At 68.4% G+C, this 18,770-nt stretch carries 15 protein-coding genes and 1 pseudogene; 7 read left to right on the top strand and 9 right to left on the bottom strand.

The genetic code is table 11. The features are described from left to right. Positions 1 to 308 (top strand): annotated as a pseudogene (locus tag D9R14_RS22485) (succinate--CoA ligase subunit alpha); the annotation flags it as partial. A 317-nt stretch (positions 309 to 625) separates the two neighbouring features. Beyond that, positions 626 to 1,399: a fumarylacetoacetate hydrolase family protein gene (locus tag D9R14_RS22480; protein WP_121625871.1), complete on the top strand. Its 774-nt coding sequence runs from the start codon at positions 626 to 628 to the stop codon at positions 1,397 to 1,399. Positions 1,400 to 1,411: 12 nt separating this feature from the next. On the opposite strand, the gene D9R14_RS22475 is transcribed toward D9R14_RS22480, so the two are convergent. The 3 genes from D9R14_RS22475 to D9R14_RS22465 form a co-directional block, all read right to left on the bottom strand. Beyond that, positions 1,412 to 1,663 (bottom strand): GlsB/YeaQ/YmgE family stress response membrane protein, encoded by a 252-nt coding sequence (locus D9R14_RS22475; protein ID WP_121625869.1) that lies wholly within the window; start codon positions 1,661 to 1,663, stop codon positions 1,412 to 1,414. 157 nt (positions 1,664 to 1,820) lie between these two features. Next, entirely contained in the window at positions 1,821 to 4,478 is a 2,658-nt protein-coding gene (ppdK, locus tag D9R14_RS22470) for a pyruvate, phosphate dikinase (RefSeq protein ID WP_121625867.1), read from the bottom strand. A gap of 909 nt (positions 4,479 to 5,387) precedes the next feature. Further along, positions 5,388 to 5,525 (bottom strand): DUF3096 domain-containing protein, encoded by a 138-nt coding sequence (locus tag D9R14_RS22465; protein ID WP_121625865.1) that lies wholly within the window; start codon positions 5,523 to 5,525, stop codon positions 5,388 to 5,390. Positions 5,526 to 5,774: 249 nt separating this feature from the next. On the opposite strand from D9R14_RS22465, the gene D9R14_RS22460 reads away from it, so the two are divergent. Then, the gene (locus tag D9R14_RS22460; RefSeq protein ID WP_121625863.1) at positions 5,775 to 6,635 is read left to right on the top strand and encodes an MBL fold metallo-hydrolase; all 861 of its coding nucleotides are present in this window, start codon (positions 5,775 to 5,777) and stop codon (positions 6,633 to 6,635) included. 19 nt (positions 6,636 to 6,654) lie between these two features. Here D9R14_RS22460 and D9R14_RS22455 read toward each other — a convergent pair whose 3' ends face one another. The 5 genes from D9R14_RS22455 to D9R14_RS22435 all read right to left on the bottom strand — a co-directional run bounded on the left by D9R14_RS22455 (position 6,655) and on the right by D9R14_RS22435 (position 12,311). Beyond that, the gene (locus D9R14_RS22455) at positions 6,655 to 7,158 is read right to left on the bottom strand and encodes a TIGR00645 family protein (RefSeq protein WP_121625861.1); all 504 of its coding nucleotides are present in this window, start codon (positions 7,156 to 7,158) and stop codon (positions 6,655 to 6,657) included. Positions 7,159 to 7,313: 155 nt separating this feature from the next. Then, entirely contained in the window at positions 7,314 to 8,204 is an 891-nt protein-coding gene (locus tag D9R14_RS22450; protein ID WP_121625859.1) for a carbohydrate ABC transporter permease, read from the bottom strand. Positions 8,205 to 8,475: 271 nt separating this feature from the next. Next, positions 8,476 to 9,327: a carbohydrate ABC transporter permease gene (locus tag D9R14_RS22445; RefSeq protein WP_245420937.1), complete on the bottom strand. Its 852-nt coding sequence runs from the start codon at positions 9,325 to 9,327 to the stop codon at positions 8,476 to 8,478. Positions 9,328 to 9,808: 481 nt separating this feature from the next. Next, on the bottom strand, positions 9,809 to 11,119 hold the full coding sequence (locus D9R14_RS22440) for an ABC transporter substrate-binding protein (protein ID WP_121625857.1): 1,311 nt from the start codon (positions 11,117 to 11,119) through the stop codon (positions 9,809 to 9,811). Positions 11,120 to 11,213: 94 nt separating this feature from the next. Beyond that, positions 11,214 to 12,311, bottom strand: a complete 1,098-nt coding sequence (locus tag D9R14_RS22435) for an ABC transporter ATP-binding protein (protein ID WP_121625855.1) — start codon at positions 12,309 to 12,311, stop codon at positions 11,214 to 11,216. Between the two features lie 317 nt (positions 12,312 to 12,628). On the opposite strand from D9R14_RS22435, the gene D9R14_RS22430 reads away from it, so the two are divergent. The 3 genes from D9R14_RS22430 (at position 12,629) to D9R14_RS22420 (ending at position 15,638) form a co-directional block, all read left to right on the top strand. Next, positions 12,629 to 13,585 carry a 2-hydroxyacid dehydrogenase gene (locus D9R14_RS22430; RefSeq protein WP_121625853.1) on the top strand — a complete coding sequence of 319 codons (957 nt, stop codon included), beginning with the start codon at positions 12,629 to 12,631 and terminating at the stop codon, positions 13,583 to 13,585. 301 nt (positions 13,586 to 13,886) lie between these two features. Beyond that, a complete protein-coding gene (locus tag D9R14_RS22425) occupies positions 13,887 to 14,555 on the top strand; it encodes a protease inhibitor Inh/omp19 family protein (RefSeq protein WP_170168714.1) in 669 nt (222 codons plus the stop codon). Positions 14,556 to 14,837: 282 nt separating this feature from the next. Next, positions 14,838 to 15,638 carry a TorF family putative porin gene (locus D9R14_RS22420; protein WP_170168713.1) on the top strand — a complete coding sequence of 267 codons (801 nt, stop codon included), beginning with the start codon at positions 14,838 to 14,840 and terminating at the stop codon, positions 15,636 to 15,638. Between the two features lie 273 nt (positions 15,639 to 15,911). Here D9R14_RS22420 and D9R14_RS22415 read toward each other — a convergent pair whose 3' ends face one another. Beyond that, a complete protein-coding gene (locus D9R14_RS22415; RefSeq protein ID WP_170168712.1) occupies positions 15,912 to 16,532 on the bottom strand; it encodes a MarR family winged helix-turn-helix transcriptional regulator in 621 nt (206 codons plus the stop codon). A 304-nt stretch (positions 16,533 to 16,836) separates the two neighbouring features. Here D9R14_RS22415 and D9R14_RS22410 point away from each other — a divergent pair, with 304 nt between their 5' ends. After that, positions 16,837 to 18,339: a 4-hydroxyphenylacetate 3-hydroxylase family protein gene (locus D9R14_RS22410; protein ID WP_121625846.1), complete on the top strand. Its 1,503-nt coding sequence runs from the start codon at positions 16,837 to 16,839 to the stop codon at positions 18,337 to 18,339. Positions 18,340 to 18,770 lie beyond the last annotated feature (431 nt).

Below are 18,770 nucleotides of genomic sequence, written 5' to 3'. Positions count from 1 at the left end.
AGATGTTCCTGGCCGACCCCGAGACGAAGTCGATCGTGATGATCGGCGAGATCGGCGGCTCGGCGGAGGAGGAGGCGGCGCAGTTCCTCGCCGACGAGGCGAAGCGGGGCCGCAAGAAGCCGATGGTTGGCTTCATCGCCGGCCGCACGGCGCCTCCCGGCCGCCGCATGGGCCATGCGGGCGCGATCATCTCCGGCGGCAAGGGCGGCGCCGAGGACAAGATCGCCGCCATGGAGGCCGCGGGCATCCGCGTGTCGCCCTCCCCGGCGCGGCTCGGCAAGACCCTGGTCGAGGTGCTCAAGGGCTGAGGGCGGGCCTCGTGCCCCGGACCAGCGACGGCGACAGCCGGAGCGCCGATCCGGGGCCCAGGAGTCCGGGGTCCAAGGGAAAGTCCGGCGCAGCCGGCCGTACCCTTCAGCGTGCGCAATGGAGCCGCCTTCGGCGACGTTTTGCGCCTGAACAACTGCCGTCATCCCCCGGCTTGTCCGGGGGATCCACTCGTCCGCCGGCACGGACCCCTGTCTCCCGAGGCGGCTTTGGCTGCGCCGTGGATGCCCCGGACAAGCCGGGGCATGACGCGGAGAGGGAGGAACGGGCGGCCAAACACTCTCCAGAGGAAACACCCATGACCACCTGGCTGCGCTTTACCCACCGGGGCGCGACGAAGATCGGCACGCTCGACGGCGACACCATCGCCGTGCATGAGGGCTCGATGTTTTCCGGCGCCGCGCCCACGGGCGCCACGCTCGCGCTCGCCGACGTCGCGCTGGAGGCGCCGTGCGTGCCGTCCAAGATCGTGGCGCTGTGGAACAATTTCCACGAGCTCGCCGCCAGGCTGAAGGTGGCAGAGCCGGTGGAGCCGCTGTGGCTGCTGAAGGCCACCACCTCGGTGGCCGCGCCCGGCGCGGTGGTGCGCAAGCCCGCGACCTATGACGGCAAGACCGTCTATGAGGGGGAACTCGGCATCGTCATCGGCGCCCGCCTCGCCGACGCATCGGAGGCGGAGGCCGCCGCCGGCATCTTCGGCTATACGGTGGTGAACGACATCACCGCCGCCGACATCCTCAACCGGGACCCGACCTTCCCGCAGTGGGCGCGCGCCAAGGGGGTGGACGGCTACGGCCCGTTCGGCCCGTGGATCGTGACCGATTTCGACCCCGCGACGGCGCGGGTGCGCACCATCCTCAACGGGCAGGAGCGGCAGAACTATCCGCTCGCGGACATGATCTTTCCGCCAGCGCGCCTTGTGGCCATGCTCTCGCGCGAGATGACGCTGAACCCCGGCGACCTCATCGCCTGCGGCACCTCGGTGGGCGTGGGCTCCATGAAGGAGCCCACCAACACCATCGAGGTCGAGATCGACGGCATCGGCCGCCTCACCAACACCTTCGTGCAGTGACGAAGAGGGCGGTCAGCTCCTGACCGCCCGCACGCCCCAGATCAGGATGCAGGCGCCGACGAAGCCGGCGAACAGGTAGCCGAGCCAGCCGCCGAAGCTGACGCCCACGAGGCTGAACAGGAAGCTCGCCACCGAAGCGCCGATGATGCCGAGGATGATGTTCATGAAGATGCCGGTGTCGCTCTTCATGAACATGGAGGCGAACCACCCGGCAAAGCCGCCGATGATGATGGCGGCGATCCAACCCACTTGCGCGTCTTCCATGGTCTTCCTCTGCTGCTGACGCCCGTGACGGGGCTGCGCAGGGGAAACGACACAGGCCCGCAACGGTTCCGGTCACGCTCGCGTCTTTGCCGGGCGCGCAGCAAAAAGGCCGCCCGGAGGCGGCCTTTTCGGACGTGTCGGTCGCGCGGGGCCGCGCTTACTTCTTCAGCGCCGCCTGCGCCGCCGCGAGGCGGGCGATCGGCACGCGGAAGGGCGAGCAGGACACGTAGTCGAGGCCCACCTCGTGGCAGAACGTCACCGAGGCCGGGTCGCCGCCATGCTCGCCGCAGATGCCGAGCTTGATGTCGGGACGCGACTTGCGGCCGCGCTCGACGCCGATCTTCACCAACTCGCCCACGCCGTCCACGTCGATGGAGACGAAGGGGTCCACCTCCAGGATGCCCTTCTGCACGTAGGGGCCGAGGAAGGTGCCGGCATCGTCGCGCGAGACGCCGAAGCAGGTCTGGGTCAGATCGTTGGTGCCGAACGAGAAGAACTCGGCGGCGCGGGCGATCTCCTCGGCGCGCAGGGCGGCGCGGGGCAGTTCGATCATGGTGCCCACCTGGAAGGTGAGGGTCGCGCCGGTCTCCTTTTCCACCGCCGCGGCGGTGTCGCGGATCACCTTGTCGACGATGTCGAACTCGGCCTTGGTGGCGATGAGGGGCACCATCACCTCGGGCACCACCATCTCGCCGGTCTTCTTGGCGGCGATCACCGCCGCCTCGAAGATGGCGCGGGCCTGCATCTCGGCGATCTCGGGGAAGGCGATGGCGATGCGGCAGCCGCGGAACCCGAGCATCGGGTTCACCTCGTGCAGCTCCTTGTAGCGCCGCTCCACCCGCTCGATGTCCACGCCGAGGCTCTTCGCCACCTCCGCCGTCTCTTCCGCCGTGTGGGGCAGGAATTCGTGCAGCGGCGGGTCGAGCAGGCGGATGGTGACCGGCAGGCCCTTCATGATCTCGAACAGCTCGACGAAGTCGTCGCGCTGCATGGGCAGGAGCTTGGCCAGCGCCGAGCGGCGGCCGGCCTCGTCGTCGGCGAGGATCATCTCGCGCACGGCGAGGATACGGCCGGCGTCGAAGAACATGTGCTCGGTGCGCGAGAGGCCGATGCCCTCGGCGCCGAACGAGCGGGCCATGCGGGCATCCGCCGGGGTCTCGGCATTGGCGCGGACCTTGAGCTTGCGCACCTTGTCGGCCCAGCCCATGAGGGTCGCGAACTCGCCCGACAGCTCCGGCTGGAGCATCGGCACCTCGCCCTTCAGCACCTGGCCGGTGCCGCCGTCGATGGTGATGATGTCGCCCTTCTTGAAGGTCTCGCCTGCGACCGTGAGCGTCTGCGCCTTGTAGTCGATGCGCAGCGCGCCGGCGCCGGAGACGCAGGGCTTGCCCATGCCGCGCGCCACCACGGCGGCGTGCGAGGTCATGCCGCCGCGCGAGGTGAGGATGCCCTGGGCGGCGTGCATGCCGTGGATGTCCTCTGGGCTCGTCTCCACGCGCACCAGGATGACCTTGAGGCCCTTCTCCTTCATGGCCTCGGCCTCGTCGGCCGAGAACACGATGGCGCCCGCCGCCGCGCCGGGCGAGGCGGGCAGGCCGGTGGCGACCACCTTGCGCTCGGCCTTGGGATCGATGGCGGGGTGCAGCAGCTGGTCGAGCGCGGCAGGATCGACCCGGCCGACCGCCTCCTGCTCGCTGATGAGCCCCTCGCGCGCCAGCTCCACGGCGATGCGCAGGGCCGCCTTGGCGGTGCGCTTGCCGGAGCGGGTCTGGAGCATCCAGAGCTTGCCCTTCTCGACCGTGAACTCGAGGTCCTGCATGTCGCGATAGTGGTTTTCGAGCGCGTTGGAGATGCGCTCGAACTCCTTGAAGGCCTCCGGCAATGCGGTCTCCATGGAGGGCTTGTCGGAGCCGGCCTCCTTGCGCGCCTTCTCGGTGAGGTCCTGCGGGGTGCGGATGCCCGCCACCACGTCCTCGCCCTGGGCGTTCACCAGGAACTCGCCATAGAGCGCCTTCTCGCCGGTGGAGGGGTTGCGGGTGAAGGCGACGCCGGTGGCCGAGGTCTCGCCCATGTTGCCGAACACCATGGACTGCACGTTCACCGCCGTGCCCCAGCTCTCCGGGATGGTGTGCAGCCGGCGGTAGGTGATGGCGCGGGCGTTCATCCAGGAGCCGAACACGGCGCCGATGGCGCCCCAGAGCTGCTCGTGCGGGTCCTGCGGGAAGGGCTTGCCCAGCTCGGCCTGGACCTTCTTCTTGTACTCCACCACCAGGGCGGCCCAGTCGTCGGCGCCAAGGTCGGTGTCGAGGGTCAGGCCCTTCTGGAGCTTGTAGTGCTCCAGGATCTCCTCGAAGTGGTGGTGCTCCACGCCCAGCACCACGTCCGAATACATGGTGATGAAGCGCCGGTAGCTGTCATAGGCGAAGCGCCGGTCGGCGAGCTTGGCCACCGCTTCCACGGTCTCGTCGTTGAGGCCGAGGTTGAGCACGGTGTCCATCATGCCCGGCATGGAGGCGCGGGCGCCGGAGCGCACCGAGACCAGCAGCGGGTTCGCGGGATCGCCGAACGACTTGCCGGCGAGCCGGCCGACCTCGGAGAGCGCCTTCTCCACGTCGCCCTTCAGCTCGGCGGGATAGGTCTCGCCGTGGGCGTAATAATAGGTGCACACCTCGGTGGTGATGGTGAAGCCGGGAGGCACGGGCAAACCGAGGTTGGACATCTCGGCGAGGTTCGCGCCCTTGCCGCCGAGAAGGTTCTTCATGTCGGCTTTGCCCTCGGCCTTGCCATCGCCGAAGGTGTAGACCCATTTCGTCATGTGCTGGTCCCTTTGAAGGGTGGGGCAGGTCGCGATGGGCCGATGGTTTAGCTCGCAGCGCAGCACGCATCAACTGTAGGAACGAATCTCCTTTCGGCCGGATGCGCGGCATCGCAGCGCGCAGGGCGCCGGATTCGGCATTCCGCTACGGAAGATCGGGGCGGCATGACGCCGTTTTGCTCGTACTGTCCTCCCCCTCCGTCATCGCTCACCGTCATTCCCCGCCGTCATCCCCCGCCTTGTGCGGGGGATCCACCCGGCGGCCAGGCGGGTGCCCGGTCCTGCGCGCGCCCCGGCGCGGCTCGGTGGATGCCCCGGACAAGCCGGGGCATGACGGGGTGGTGAAAGACGGGCTCGCCGCTGAAGACGAGAGCCGCACGGTGGCCCCATGAACCGCCGTCATGCTCCGACGTGATCGGAGCATCCACGCCACCGCGCGGCGTCGCGCCCGGCCGCCGGATGGGCCCTCCGATCAAGTCGGAGGGCGACGGTAGGGAAAGGGGGCGACGGCGGGGAAGGGCAGCCCACGGCGGGAGAGCGCTCCGCCGCATCCCCAAAAGCCACCGTCATCCCCCGCCTTGTGCGGGGGATCCACTCGGCGGCCGGGCGGTCGCCCGGTCCTGCACGCGCCCCGGCGCGGCCCGGTGGATGCCCGGAAAAGCCGGGGCATGACGGGGTGGTGGAAGACGGGCACGCCGCTGAAGACGAGAGCCGCACGGCGGCCTCATAAACCGCCGTCATGCTCCGACGTGATCGGAGCATCCACGCCACCGTCCCAGCATCGCGCCCGGCTACGGGATGGGCCCTCCGATCAAGCCGGAGGGCGACGGTGGGGAAAGGGGGCGACGGCGGGCAAGGGCAGCCCACGGCGGCAGAGCGCTCCGCCGCATCCCAAAATGCCGCGCCGCCTCAGCGGATGATGCCGGAGAGGCCCACGACGATCAGGTAGACCGCGACGATGATGTTGAGCAGCCGCGGGAAGAGCAGGATCAGGATTCCTGCCACCAGCGCCACCCAAGGCTGAACCAGCACCAGATTGATGGACATGACGTGCTCTTTCCGTGGTTCGGCGGCAAACGCCGGGGTCGGGTTCGCCGCATGCGGCCAGCAAGTCACAGCCGCGACCCGGCCGCAACCGCGGAGCGGACGGCGGCGTGAGCCGTCCCCAGCCACGACGCGCGCGGCATAACCCGCGTTCCTTCACGCTGCTGTGACGGCGCGCGCGTTGCGCCGGCGCGGGGAGGCGCCACAATCGCCTGACGCCCCGACACCCTGCCGCACAGGACGCCGCTTCCCATGCGACCCTTCGCTTTCTCCTGGCGGCTGACGGCCGCCCCGCTTTCGGCGCTGGCGCTGGCCGCGTCCCTGCTCGTCCTCGCATCGGCCGGGGCCGCGGCGCAGCCGGAGAAGTGCCCGCGCATGGTGGCGGACGCCGCGCCCGTGCGCTTCGCGGCGCTCGGGCCGGACCGGAGCGCCAGGACATCGGTGCTGCGGGTGGCCCAGTCCTCCGGCAGCGTGCGCCTGTCCTTCATCGGCCACGCCACGTTCCTGATCGAGAGCCCGGCCGGCGTCACCATCGCCACCGACTACAACGACTATGTGCGCCCCGCCATCGTGCCCAACGTCGTCACCATGAACCGGGCGCACGACACCCATTACACCGACTTCCCGGACCCCGGCATCGCCCACGTGCTGCGCGGCTGGAACCCGGACGGCGGGGCGGTGAACCACGAGCTGACGCTGGACGACGTGTGGATCCGCAACGTGCCCACCAACATCCGCCGCGGTGGCGGCACGCTCTATGATGGCAATTCCATGTTCGTGTTCGAGGTGGCCGGCGTGTGCATCGCCCATCTCGGCCATCTGCACCATCTGCTGACCCCGGAGCACATCGAGGCGCTGGGGCGCATCGACGTGGTGCTGGCGCCGGTGGACGGCTCCTACACGCTGGACCTGGAGGGCATGGTGGAGGTGCTGAAGGAGATCGGCGCGCCGCTGGTCATCCCCATGCACTATTTCTCGACCTGGGGGCTGGACCGCTTCCTCACCCGGCTTGGCCAAGGCTACAAGATCGAGCGCTCGGCCGAGCCGGTGGTGCTGCTCTCGCGCGAAAGCCTGCCGAAGGAGCCGACCCTCCTCGTGCTGCCGGGGCGCTGACGCCGCCGGCGGCCGCGCCTCAGTGCTTGTCGGTCGTGAGCTTGTCCGACCAGGCGAGCAGCAGGCTTGACCCCACGAACACCCCGTGGATGATGACCAGCCACATCAGCGTGTTCTCGCTCATCTGGCCCTTGTCCAGGTTCATGAAGGCCTTGAGCAGCTGGATCGCGGAGATGGCGACGATGGAGGCCAGGAGCTTCTGCTTGAGGCCGGTAAAGTCCACCCGCGTCATCCATTCCGGCCAGTCGGGATGGCCGGCGGGGTCGATCTTGGAGACGAAGTTCTCGTAGCCGGAGAAGATGACGATCAGCACCAGGTTGCCGGTCAGCGTCAGGTCCACCAGAGCGAGGATGCCGAGGATGATGTCGCTCTCGGTGGCCGCCACCGCGTGCAGCACGAAGTGCAGCAACTCGTGGCCGAACTTGAACAGCAGCACCAGGAGCGCGATCACCAGCCCCAGATAGAAGGGCGCCATGATCCAGCGGCTGCGGAACAGCACCGATTCGATCGTGCGCTCGACCATCTTGTCCGACCCCGTGCCCGTCGCGCCGGCGCATGATGCGCCGCACCCTTGCGCCGAAGGGGTGCCACGCCGCGGCCCGCACGGCAAGCAGGTCCGCGCGCCGCATGGCGGCCGCGCCTCCTGCGGCGGTAAGCGGAGGCGTGGCCGGCCGCCGGCTACTCCTTCACTGCCCCGGTCATGGACGAGACGTAGTAGTCCACGAAGAAGGAATAGAGGATCACCACCGGCAGCGAGCCGATGAGCGCGCCGGCCATGAGCGAGCCCCATTCATAGACGTCGGACCGCACCAGCTCGGTGAGCACGCCCACCGGCACCGTCTTGTTCTCCGACGACTGGATGAAGGTGAGCGCGTAGATGAACTCGTTCCACGACAGGGTGAACGAGAAGATGCCGGCCGAGATCAGCCCCGGCACCGAGAGCGGCAGCAGCACCTTGATGAGGATCTGCCAGCGCGAGGCGCCGTCCACCAGCGCGCACTCCTCCAGCTCGAACGGGATCGAGCGGAAATAGCCCATCAGCAGCCAGGTGGAGAACGGCACCAGGAAGGTGGGATAGGTGAGGATCAGCGCCAGCTTGGTGTCGTAGATGCCGATGCCGAACACCATGATGGCGAGCGGGATGAACAGGATCGACGGCGGCACCAGATAGGCGAGGAAGATGCCGAGCCCGACCCAGCGCGAGCCGTGGAAGCGCAGGCGCTCGATGGCATAGGCGGCGAACACCGAGGTGACGAGCGAGATGAAGGTCGCCGCCACCGAGATGAAGATCGTGTTCCACAGCCAGGCGGGATAGGAGGTCTCGAACAGGAGATACTTGATGTGGTCGAGCGTCGGCTGGACCACCCAGAGCGGCGAGTAGTTGTTGTAGTCGGTGAGCTGGAAGTTCGGTTTCACCGCCGTGATCGCCATCCAATAGAACGGGAACAGCAGCACGAACACGAAGATCAGCAGCGGCAGGAATACCGTCACGATCCGCCGCGGCAGGCTGTCGAGATAGCTCATGCCGGTGGAATTGTCGGTGAGGTGGTCGGTGGTCGACTGGCTCATCAGGCGATCCTCGGCAGGGATGCGGCGCCTCGGCGCCGGGCGGCGGCAATGAAGGCAATGGCGGTCGGTGCGGCGGCGCGGTCCTCGCCGTGGCGCTTCTCCCCTCTCCCCTCGCGGGAGAGGGGCCGGGGGTGAGGGGGCAGGGCGCTTGGTCGCGAGGCGTCGCGCCGGGTGGCGGCGCACGCCTCACCCCAGCCCTCTCCCGCAGGGGGAGAGGGGGCGCGTCGCCCCTGGTCGCCCAGGCCGGAAAGAAGTGGCGAGGCTCTCCCCATCAGTCCCCGCCCCCCTGCTGCCATTTGCGGCGCTGGAGGCCGAAATAGCTGAACAGGATCGCCGCCAGCAGGAACGGGATCATCGCCACGGCGATCGCCGCGCCCTCGCCCAGCGAGCCGCCGGGAATGGCGCGCTGGAACGAGAGCGTGGCCATCAGGTGGGTGGAATTGAGCGGCCCGCCGCGGGTCAGAACGTAGATGAGCTGGAAGTCGGTGAAGGTGAACAGCACCGAGAAGGTCATCACCACGGCGATGATGGGCGAGAGCATGGGCAGGGTGATGAAGCGGAAGCGCTGCCAGTTGGTTGCCCCGTCCAGCGTCGCCGCCTCGTGCAGCGAGGGCGGGATGGTCTGGAGTCCGGCGAGCAGCGAGATGGCGACGAACGGGATGCCGCGCCAGACATTGGCCGCGATCACCGAGGCCCGCGCATTGGTCACGTCGCCGAGGAAGTTGATGGGCGCATCGATCAGCCCCATGCGGATCAGTGCCCAGGAGATGATGGAATACTGGCTGTCGAAGATCCACCAGAAGGCGATGGCCGAGAGCACGGTGGGCACCACCCACGGCAGCAGAACCACGGCGCGGAAGAAGGCCTTGAACGGCAGATGCTGGTTCAGGAGCAGCGCCAGCCACAGGCCGAGCGCGAACTTCAGGATCGAGGCGGCGATGGTGTAGAGCAGGGTGTTGAACACCACCAGCCAGAACAGGCTGTCCTCGAACAGCGATTGGTAGTTCTCGATGCCGATGAACACGCCGGTGCGGCCGATGCGCGTGTCGGTGAAGCCGAGCCACACGCCGAGCCCGAGCGGGTAGGTGAGGAAGAACAGCAGGAAGGCCGCCGCCGGCAGCATGAACAGCAGGCCGAGCACATGCCGGCCCTGTCCGATGCCGCTCCAGAAGGAGCGCCGGGCGGGCGCGGCTTTGGCATCTCGGGCGGTCGTGACGGCCATGCGTTCCTCTCCTGGACTGGCGGGCGGGTTGCCCCGCCTCTTCGCCGGCTTTCGGCCGACATTCTGCCGGCGCTTCCCGGCCTTTTCCGCCTCATGCAAGCGGCTGCGCCGTGGGCCTCGCCCTCTCCCCGCAGGGGCGAGGGTTTGCCCAGCGCGGAGCGGGGGAGGCGGCTTCGGTGCCCGCCGACGCTCGCGCGTTGGCGTCCCCGGCACGCGTCCGCTTCCCCCTCCCAACCCTCCCCCACACGCGGGAGAGGGCTTTGCAGGGTCTCGCCGGCCGGGCAGCGAACTGCCGCCGCCGACCATTTCCCTCTCCCCGGCGGGGAGAGGGCCGGGGTGAGGGGCGGGGCCGCGTGCGTTCCGCAGCGGCCCCGCCGGCCGCTCAGCGGTAGATGCGCTCGGCGCGGGCCTGGGCGCGCTTGGCGGCTTCTTCCGGGGTGCGCTGGCCGGTGGCGGCCTCCGCCACCATGTCCACCACGATCCAGTCCGCCATGGCGGCGGCGGACTTCGGCCCGAGCGGACCGGCATAGCCGTTCGGCTGCAGGGTCTCGGACGCCTTGGCGTAGGCGGCGTGGATCGGCTTGGACGTCCAGACCGGGTTGTTGGCGAACGCCTTCAGCGTCTGGCAGCAATAGGCGCTCGCGCCCTGGAGCCAGGCATTGTACTGCGGCGCGTCGAACATGAAGGACATGTAGGCCTGCGCCGCCTTGGGGAACTTGGAATACTTGAAGATGCAGGCGGTGGTGGTCTGGTGCAGCTCCACCGACTTGCCCACCGGGCCGATCGGGAAGTTGGTGGACCGCATGTCCGCCGCCATGTCGGCGAGCTTGGGATCGTTCGCGGCCGCGTAGTAGACCGACACGCCGTTGGCCGTGACCGACAGGTCGCCGGCGATGAAGGCGCGGTTGTTGTTGACGTCGAGCCAGCTCTCGGTGCCCGGGATGAAGGTCTTGTACAGCTCCGCCGCGTAGCGCAGCGCCGCGACCGTCTCGGGCGAGTTGAGGACGACCTTGCCGCTCTCGTCCACCATCTTGCCGCCGTGGCTCCACAGCACCCAGTGGGTGAAGTTGTTGCCGTCGCCGACACCGTGGCCGAGGGTGAAGCCCATGGGGTGGTTCTTCGCCTTCAGCGCCTTGCCCAGCTCCAGCAGGCCCTTGGTGTCCTTCGGGAATTCCGAGAACCCGGCCTCCTTTATCCAGCTGTCGCGATACACCACGGCATTGCCGATGGTGGCGAGCGGCAGGCCGACGAAGCGGTTGTTCACCTTCGCGTACACTTCGTTGCCCGGATAGAAGCCGCCATAGGTCTTGGCGAGGCCCGAGGCGAGGTCGGTCACGTCGAGCAGCTTGTCGGGATACTGCTGGGCGTCGTCGAACCACACCCAGACGATGTCAGGGCCGGAGCCGACGTTCGCGGCCACCGCCGCCTTCGGGCGGATGTCCTCCCAGCTCTCCTTGTCGATGCGCACCTCGACGCCGGTCGCCTCGGTGAACTTCTTGGTGTTGGCGATCCAGGCGTCTTCCTCGCCCTTCACGAACGGCGCCCAGCGCAGGAGGCGCAGGGAGGCGCCGGGCTCGGGCTCGATCTTCGGCACCTGCGCGAAGGCCGGCACGGAGCCCAGGAAGGGCGAGGCGAGGGAGCCGGCGGCAAGGCCGGCACCGCCGAGAAGGACGTCGCGTCTCGAAATGGTCATCTCGTTTCCTCCCGTCTTGTCTGGTTGTCCGGCGGGCCGCCCTAGTCTTGGCGCGGGCGGTCTTTTCGCCGGGGTACGCGTCAGAAACTCGCTGTCACAGCCGCTTGCCCGTGGCCTCGTCGAACAGGTGCGTGAGGCCGTCCTGGGGGGTGATGCGGATCGTCTCGCCGGGGGTGAAGGCGAGGCGCTCGCGGAACAGGCAGGTGATCTCCTGGGCCGCGCTCTCGCCGAAGCCCGCGTCGCCCGCCTCCGGGCCGAGGCGCGCCACCACCAGGATTTCCGAGCCGGTGGGCTCGGTCACCACCACCCGCGCGGGAACGCCGGCGGGGTCGAGGCGCACGTGCTCCGGCCTGAGGCCGTAGGTCACGCTCTGGCCGTCGGCGAGGTTTGCGGCGTCCGGCAGCGGCACCTCGACGCCGCTGTCGGTCACCAGCCGGGGCTCTGCGCCGAGCCGCACCTTGCCCTTGATGAAGTTCATGGCCGGCGAGCCGATGAAGCCGGCGACGAACTGGTTCGCCGGCCGGTCGTAGAGGTCGAGCGGGGCGCCGATCTGCTCGACGATGCCGTCGTGCATCACCACGATCTTGTCGGCCATGGTCATGGCCTCGATCTGGTCGTGGGTGACGTAGACCGTGGTGGTCTTGAGCCGCTGGTGCAGCTCCTTGATCTCGGTGCGCATCTGCACGCGCAGCTTGGCGTCGAGGTTGGACAGCGGCTCGTCGAACAGGAACACCTGCGGGTCGCGCACGATGGCGCGGCCCATGGCGACGCGCTGGCGCTGGCCGCCGGAGAGCTGGCGCGGATAGCGGTCGAGCAGCTTCGACAGGCCGAGGATGTGCGCCGCGCGGTCGACGCGCGACTGGATCTCCGTCTTCGGCGCTTTGCGGAGCTTCAGCGAGAAGCCCATGTTGTCCGCCACCGTCATGTGCGGATAGAGCGCGTAGTTCTGGAACACCATGGCGATGTCCCGTTCCTTCGGCGGCACGTCGTTGATGACGCGGTTGCCGATCAGGATCTCGCCCGCGGTAATGTTCTCGAGCCCCGCGATCATGCGCAGCAAAGTGGACTTGCCGCAGCCCGACGGGCCGACCAGCACAACGAACTCGCCGTCGCGGATGTCGACGTCGACGCCGTGGATCACCTGCGTCGTGCCATACGCCTTCTTCACGCCGCGAATATCGACGGTTGCCATCGTGCGTCCTCTCCCTTCCGAACGCGCCGCCCTTGCTTCGGGGGCTGCGATGTTGGTCGGCCCGGCCCGTTCAACCCGGTGGGGATGAAGGGCATGTGACCTCGCGCCTCTTTCGGACGCGGCGCGATCATGGTGCGAGGAGAAGTCCGGATCAAGAGCAAATTAAAACGTTTGAACCCCGTTGAATCGAGGACGAGGGGCGCATAAGCCTGACCCGTATTCTGTTCGGCAGACGTTGCAATCCGGCCCGTGCCGGGCTCTCTTCTCCTAAAGTCTAGTCCCAATCCGGCCCACCCCCTGTCCCGCGAGATCCCCTCATGAGCGACGCCGCGCGTTCCGCGATCCTTGTCATCGGCCCAGTCATGGAGAACGTGGTGGAGCGACAGCTCGCCCCGCGGTTCGACCTCGTTCCCATCGAGCAGCTGGACGATGCGCGCGCCCCGTCCATCCGGGCGATCGCCACCCGGGGCAAGCTGAGGGTGGACGATGCCTTGCTCGCCCGTCTGCCGAACGTGGAGATCGTCTCCAATTTCGGTGTCGGCTACGACACCATCGACGCAGCCGCGGCGGCGGCGCGCGGCGTGGTCGTCACCAACACCCCGGACGTGCTCAACGAGGAGGTGGCGGATCTCACGATCGGCCTGCTGCTCGCCACGGTGCGCGAACTCCCGCAGGCCGACCGCTTCGTGCGCGCGGGCGGCTGGAAGAGCGGCATTTTCCCGCTCGGCCCCACCTTGCGCGAGCGCACCGTGGGACTGATCGGCATGGGGCGCATCGGCCAGGCGATCGCCAAGCGGCTCGACGCCTTCTCGGTGCCGGTGGTCTACCACTCCCGCAGGGCGCAGCCGGGCGTGCCCTACCAGCACTATGGCGACCTGATCGCCATGGCGCGGGCGGTGGACGTGATCATCGTGATCGTCCCCGGCGGCCCCGCCACCCAGCACATGGTGAACGCCGCCGTGCTGGAGGCGCTGGGACCGGACGGCATCCTCATCAACGTGGCGCGCGGCACGGTGGTGGACGAGGAGGCGCTGCTGAAGGCGCTCCAGGACCGCACCATCCTGTCCGCCGGGCTCGACGTGTTCCAGAACGAGCCGTACGTGCCGGAGGGCTTCCTTGCACTCGACAACGTGGTGCTGCTGCCGCACGTGGGCTCGGCCACCCACCACACCCGCGGCGCCATGGGCCAACTGGTGGTGGACAATCTCGTCTCCTGGTTCGAGGGCAGGGGGCCGGTCACGCCCGTGGCCGAGACGCCCTGGCCGCGCGGCTAGAGGCCCGATCCGATCAAATCGCCCCAATTTGATCGGCGGATCGCCCTCCAAAGTATCGGCGCAGAACGCGGTGTCCGATCAGCTTGCGGTGCGGGCTGATCGGCGCGTTCTCTAGGGGCCCCCGCCGGCGCTGTGCTAGCCTCCGCGTTCCGATCTTCAGCGAGGGGCAGCCATGCGCCGTCTTCCGTCATCGCCCGCGCGCGCCGGTATCCGGCGGGCGCTCGCCGGAATCAGCATTGTGGGGCTCGCCTTCGGGCTTCCGTGCGCTCCGGCAGCAGCAGCGCCGGAAGCCCCCGGGCCTGTGGCGCAGAAGCAACAGCCGGCGGCACCGCGGCTCGATCCGGCGCTGCGCGAGGCTGCCGAGCAGAAGGCGGGCGCCTATGTGCTCCAGAGCGCCGACGGCGAGCGCAAGTGCCCCATCACCCTGAAGGCCGAGACCGCGGGCGGCGCGCTCGCGGTGCAGCTGGACAAGGCGGCCTGCGAGGCGACGATCGCCTTCTCCGCCCAGATCGCCGGCTGGACGCCGGACGCCACGGGCGCGCTGCGCCTGCTCAATGCCCAGGGGCGGACGGTGGCCGAGTTCACCGAGGCGACGGGCGGCAGCTACGAGGCCCTGCGGGAGGCGGACGGGGTCTACTTCCTCGTCAATCCCAGCATCGCCGAGCTGCCTGAGGTGACGCAGGCCGAGGTGGTGGGCGACTGGGATCTCGCCGCCACGCCGGGCACGCCGCTGTGCCGCTGGAGCCTCACTGAGACGCCGGCCCCGAAGGGCGGCTTCCTGCTGAAGGTCGCGGCCGGCTGCGACGCCTCCGTGGCGCGCCTTGCCGCCGCGTCGTGGCGGCTCGATGGGGGAAACATCCTGGTTTCGGGGACGGGCGGCGGCGCGGCGATTCGATTCGCCCGACAGGAAGACGGCTCCTGGGCCCGTGTTCCCGAGCGCGGCCGGCCGCTTCTCATGAGCCGCCCGTAAGCCGGCAAGGTGCCGATCGGCCGCCGGGCCGGGCTACCGCCGGGCCGGTTGTATCGGCGATTAACGCGTTTTGGGATAGGCGTTGCGAAACCGCAACACAAGAACCAAGCATTCATGCGGGTTTGCCTAGAAAGGCGGCACTTGCTGCCTTAATTTTCGCGTTGGCCTCCGGGATCGGACCTGATTTTTATCATTCCAGATTTCTGCGGGGGTTCCCTTATGAAAAAGCTTGCCATTATCGCTTCCTCGATGCTCTTCGCCGGCGCGGCTGCTGCGGCCGATATGTCGGTTCCGGTGAAGGCCGTGGTGGCTCCGCCCCCGCCGCCGGCCTGGGACGTCGCTTTCGGTGTCACGCTGACCTCGGACTACGTGTTCCGCGGCATCAGCCAGACCAACAACAACGCGGCGGTCCAGGGCTTCGTCGAGCTTCAGTTCCTCGACTGGTTCTACCTGAACGTGTGGGCGTCCAATCAGAACTGGGCTGAGAACTTCCTCGGCGTGGGCGGAAGCAGCTCGCTGGAAGTCGACTTCTCCGGCGGCCTGCGCCACACCTGGGGTTCCTTCACCCTCGACGTCGGCGGCATCTACTATGCCTTCCCCGGCAATGCCGACCTTCTCGGCGCCAGCCCGGACGACTTCAACTACTGGGAAATCTACGCGAAGCCCAGCTACGCTCTGACCGACTGGTTCACCGTCGGCATGGCGCTCAACTGGACCAGCGACATGTATGCCTCCAGCACGGACGGCACCGCGCTTTCCGTCAACGCCAAGGCCTACACCACCTCGCTCGCCGGCAGCGCCTTCGGCGCCTACGTTTCGGGTGAGTTCGGCCATCAGTGGCTCGACGACACCTTCTTCACCTACACCCCGCCGTTCGGCGTGTTCGCGGTCGGCATCTCCGGCTACAACTGGTGGAACGTCGGCGTCGGCGTGACCTACAAGGCGGCGACCCTCGACCTGCGCTACTCCGGTTCGGACCTGAACGAGTTCGAGTGCGCCACGCTCATCGGCAAGAACACCGCCTGCGGCGACAAGTTCATCGCGAGCCTGTCCTTCGCGACCTCGTTCAACCAGCTCAAGTGATCCCGATCACCTGACGCTTCAGGTTCGTGAGAAGGGCGTTGCACTCCGGTGCGGCGCCCTTTCCACGTTTCAAGGTCTCAAGGTCCCAAGGTCTCAAGGTCCCAAGGTCTCAAGGTCCCAAGGTCTCAAGGTTCCGGGGTCTTAAGGTCTCCAGGCCGAGCGGCGAAGCGGCTGCCGGCGCCCGGAAGCTCGGCCGGCGCGGACATCCTGGGGGCCGCGGCCAGATTTCGTCGATCCCTGTGCGCGCGAGGCGCAGGCGCCGCCGCCAAGACTTCAGGCGGCAGGGCCCTTGGGACGGCGCTTGCGAGCCGCGCCGTCCGGGCGGATGCCGGCGTCATCGCCGTCGAGAATGTCGCCCCATTTCGCGTGGGCGAAGACGCGCTCGGCGCTGATGGCGAGCTTGCGCATCACCGTCTCGACCACCGCAAGCTCCGAGGACGTGATCTCCTCGAACAGCATGTCGTTGACCCGCCGCACCACCGGGGCCACCCGCACCACCGCCTGCTCGCCGTCCGGCGAGAGGGAGACGCGCACGCTGCGGCGGTCGCTCTCGTCCTGGCGCTTGGCGAGCAGCCCCATCTCGATCATGCGGCCGACTTCGGTGGTCACGTGCGGGGCAGCGAGGCGGATGTGGTCGGCGAGGTCCCGGATGGCGACGCCGTCCTCGCCCTGGCGATAGGCGGTGCCCATGAGCACCGCGAACTGGCTCGGGGTGAGGCCGAGCACCTTGCCGAAGATGGCCCGGCACTTCAGCAGGCCCTCCAGCGCCATCACCATGGCGTAGATGGATTCGCGGAACGCGCGGTCGCCCTCGCCGCGCAGGAACTCGGCGCGCGAGATCGTGACCGGAGGCCGGAACGAACCGGCGGGCTTTCCGCGGCCAGGGGGCGACATCGGCGGTCTCGGCTCCGTTCTGCTTTGCGCGTGCGACGTTCCCCATCCTTTAGGAACCGCGCGCCCCGCCGTCCATAGCCGGATCGGAAAACATCTCCCGGCGCGCGTTGACATGTACAAAATTATATCTAATTTGTATGTATTGTCTGACATTGAGACGCCTCCCCAAGCCAGGGCGTCCCGGCGGCGGCGGGATGTCCCGGGGTTCGGGGCCAAGCCGGGCGCCAATCCCAGTGCCGCGTTCCAGACCGACACCAACGATCCGAGCCCGCGCGCCGGGCCGCCGCTTCCAGGGAATGAAACCATGACCGCCACGCTTCAGCCGATCGCCGCCGTCTCCACCGGCCTGCGCACCGGCGCCGACTTCCTGGCCGAGCTGAAGGCCTCCAAGCGCACCGTCTATCTCGACGGCGCTCTGGTGGGCGACCCCACCACCCACCCCGCCTTCCGCGAGGGCGCAAAGCAGATCGCCAACCTGTTCGACTTCGCGGCGGACCCGCAGAACCGCGAGCTCATGACCTACGAGGTGCCCGAGACCGGCGCCCGCGCGCTGCGCTGCTACCAGATCCCGAAGACGGTCGACGACCTGCGCCTCAAGCGCCTCGCGTCCGAGGGCTGGGCCGAGCAGACCTTCGGCCTCATGGGCCGCTCGCCCGACCATGTGGCGAACTTCTTCGCGGGCTATGCCGCCAAGCCCTCGGTGTTCGCCAAGCACGGCCAGCAATGGGCCGACAACGTGGTGAAGTTCTACGAATACGCCCGCGACAACCACCTCTACATCGCCTACGCCATCGTGCCGCCGCAGATCGACCGCTCCAAGCCGGCCCACAAGCAGGCCGACCCGCAGCTTTATGCCGGCGTGGTGCGCGAGGTGGAGGGCGGCATCATCGTCTCGGGCGGGCAGCAGCTCGCCACCGGCGGCGTCTATGCGGACTATCTGCATCTCGCCTGCATCCATCCGCTTCAGCCGGGCGACGAGAACCACGCCATCAACGTCGCCATCCCCATGGATGCGCAGGGCCTCAAGCTCTATTCGCGCCGCCCGTTCGCCAAGACCGCGGACAATTCCTTCGACTATCCGCTCTCCACCCGGTTCGACGAGGCCGACTGCTTCGTGGTGCTGGACGAGGTATTCGTGCCGTGGGAGCACGTCTTCATCTACCGCAACGTCGAGCTGAGCCGCGACCAGTGGTGGCTGACCCCCTCCCACACCTATGGCAACCACCAGGCGCAGACGCGCTACGCCACCAAGCTGCGCTTCCTCATGGGCCTCGCCAAGCGCATGAACGAGGCCACCGGCAACGAGGCGGTGCCGCCGGTCCAGGTGGCCATGGGCGAACTGGCGGCGCTCGCCTCCATCGTCGAGGGCATGCTGCTGGCGCAGGAGGCCAAGGCCACCATTGACGACGAGGGCGTGGTGTGGCCCTCCAAGGCCATGCTCTACGCGGTCATGGCGCTCCAGTCGGAGATCAACCCGCGCATGATCGACATCGTGCGCGAGATCACCGGCGCGGCCATGATCACGCTGCCGTCCTCGGTGAAGGACTTCGAGAGCCCCGAGACCGCGCCGGACGTGGAGCGCTTCTACCGCTCGGCCCATCTCGACGCGCGCCAGCGCGTGGCGCTGATGCGGCTCGCCTGGGACTTCATCGGCACCGAGTTCGGCAACCGCCACCAGCAGTACGAGAAGTTCTACGGCGGCGCGTCCTTCATCGTGAAGACCAACATGTTCCGCAACTACGACTTCAAGCGCGCCGGCGCCCTGGTGGACCGGGCGCTCAGCCTGCCGCCGGTCGGCAGCGACTGACGCCGCAACGCGGGGCGGGCCGCCCTTGGTCTGGCGGCCCGCCCCGCAGGCGGCAAGAGGGGCGAGCGGGCGCTGAATACCCAAACCGCCGTCATGCCCCGGCTCGTCCGGGGCATCCACCCTTCCGCCTGCGCGCGGCCCGAGAATGAAGCGCCGGCCCGGCCGCTGAGTGGATCCCCCGGACCAGCCGGGGGACGACGGCGGTGAGAGGTGCGAACCGGCCTCGAACACCCAAGCCGCGGCCATGCGCCGACGTGATCGGAGCATCCATGCGCCCGGCGGGTGGCGTCGCCGACCGGCGTCCATGGGCCCTCCGGTCAAGCAACTGTGTTTCAGGCGTTGAATGGCGCGTCGTCTCGGACCATGGCGTTGAGGATGACGATCATCTTCCGCATGACGGCGGTGATTGCGAGCTTGGGTGGCTTTCCGGC

The organism is Xanthobacter tagetidis (assembly GCF_003667445.1).
Lineage (GTDB): Bacteria > Pseudomonadota > Alphaproteobacteria > Rhizobiales > Xanthobacteraceae > Xanthobacter > Xanthobacter tagetidis.
Note: the sequence above shows the minus strand (reverse complement) of the source record. Positions and strands in the feature narration are given on the sequence as shown.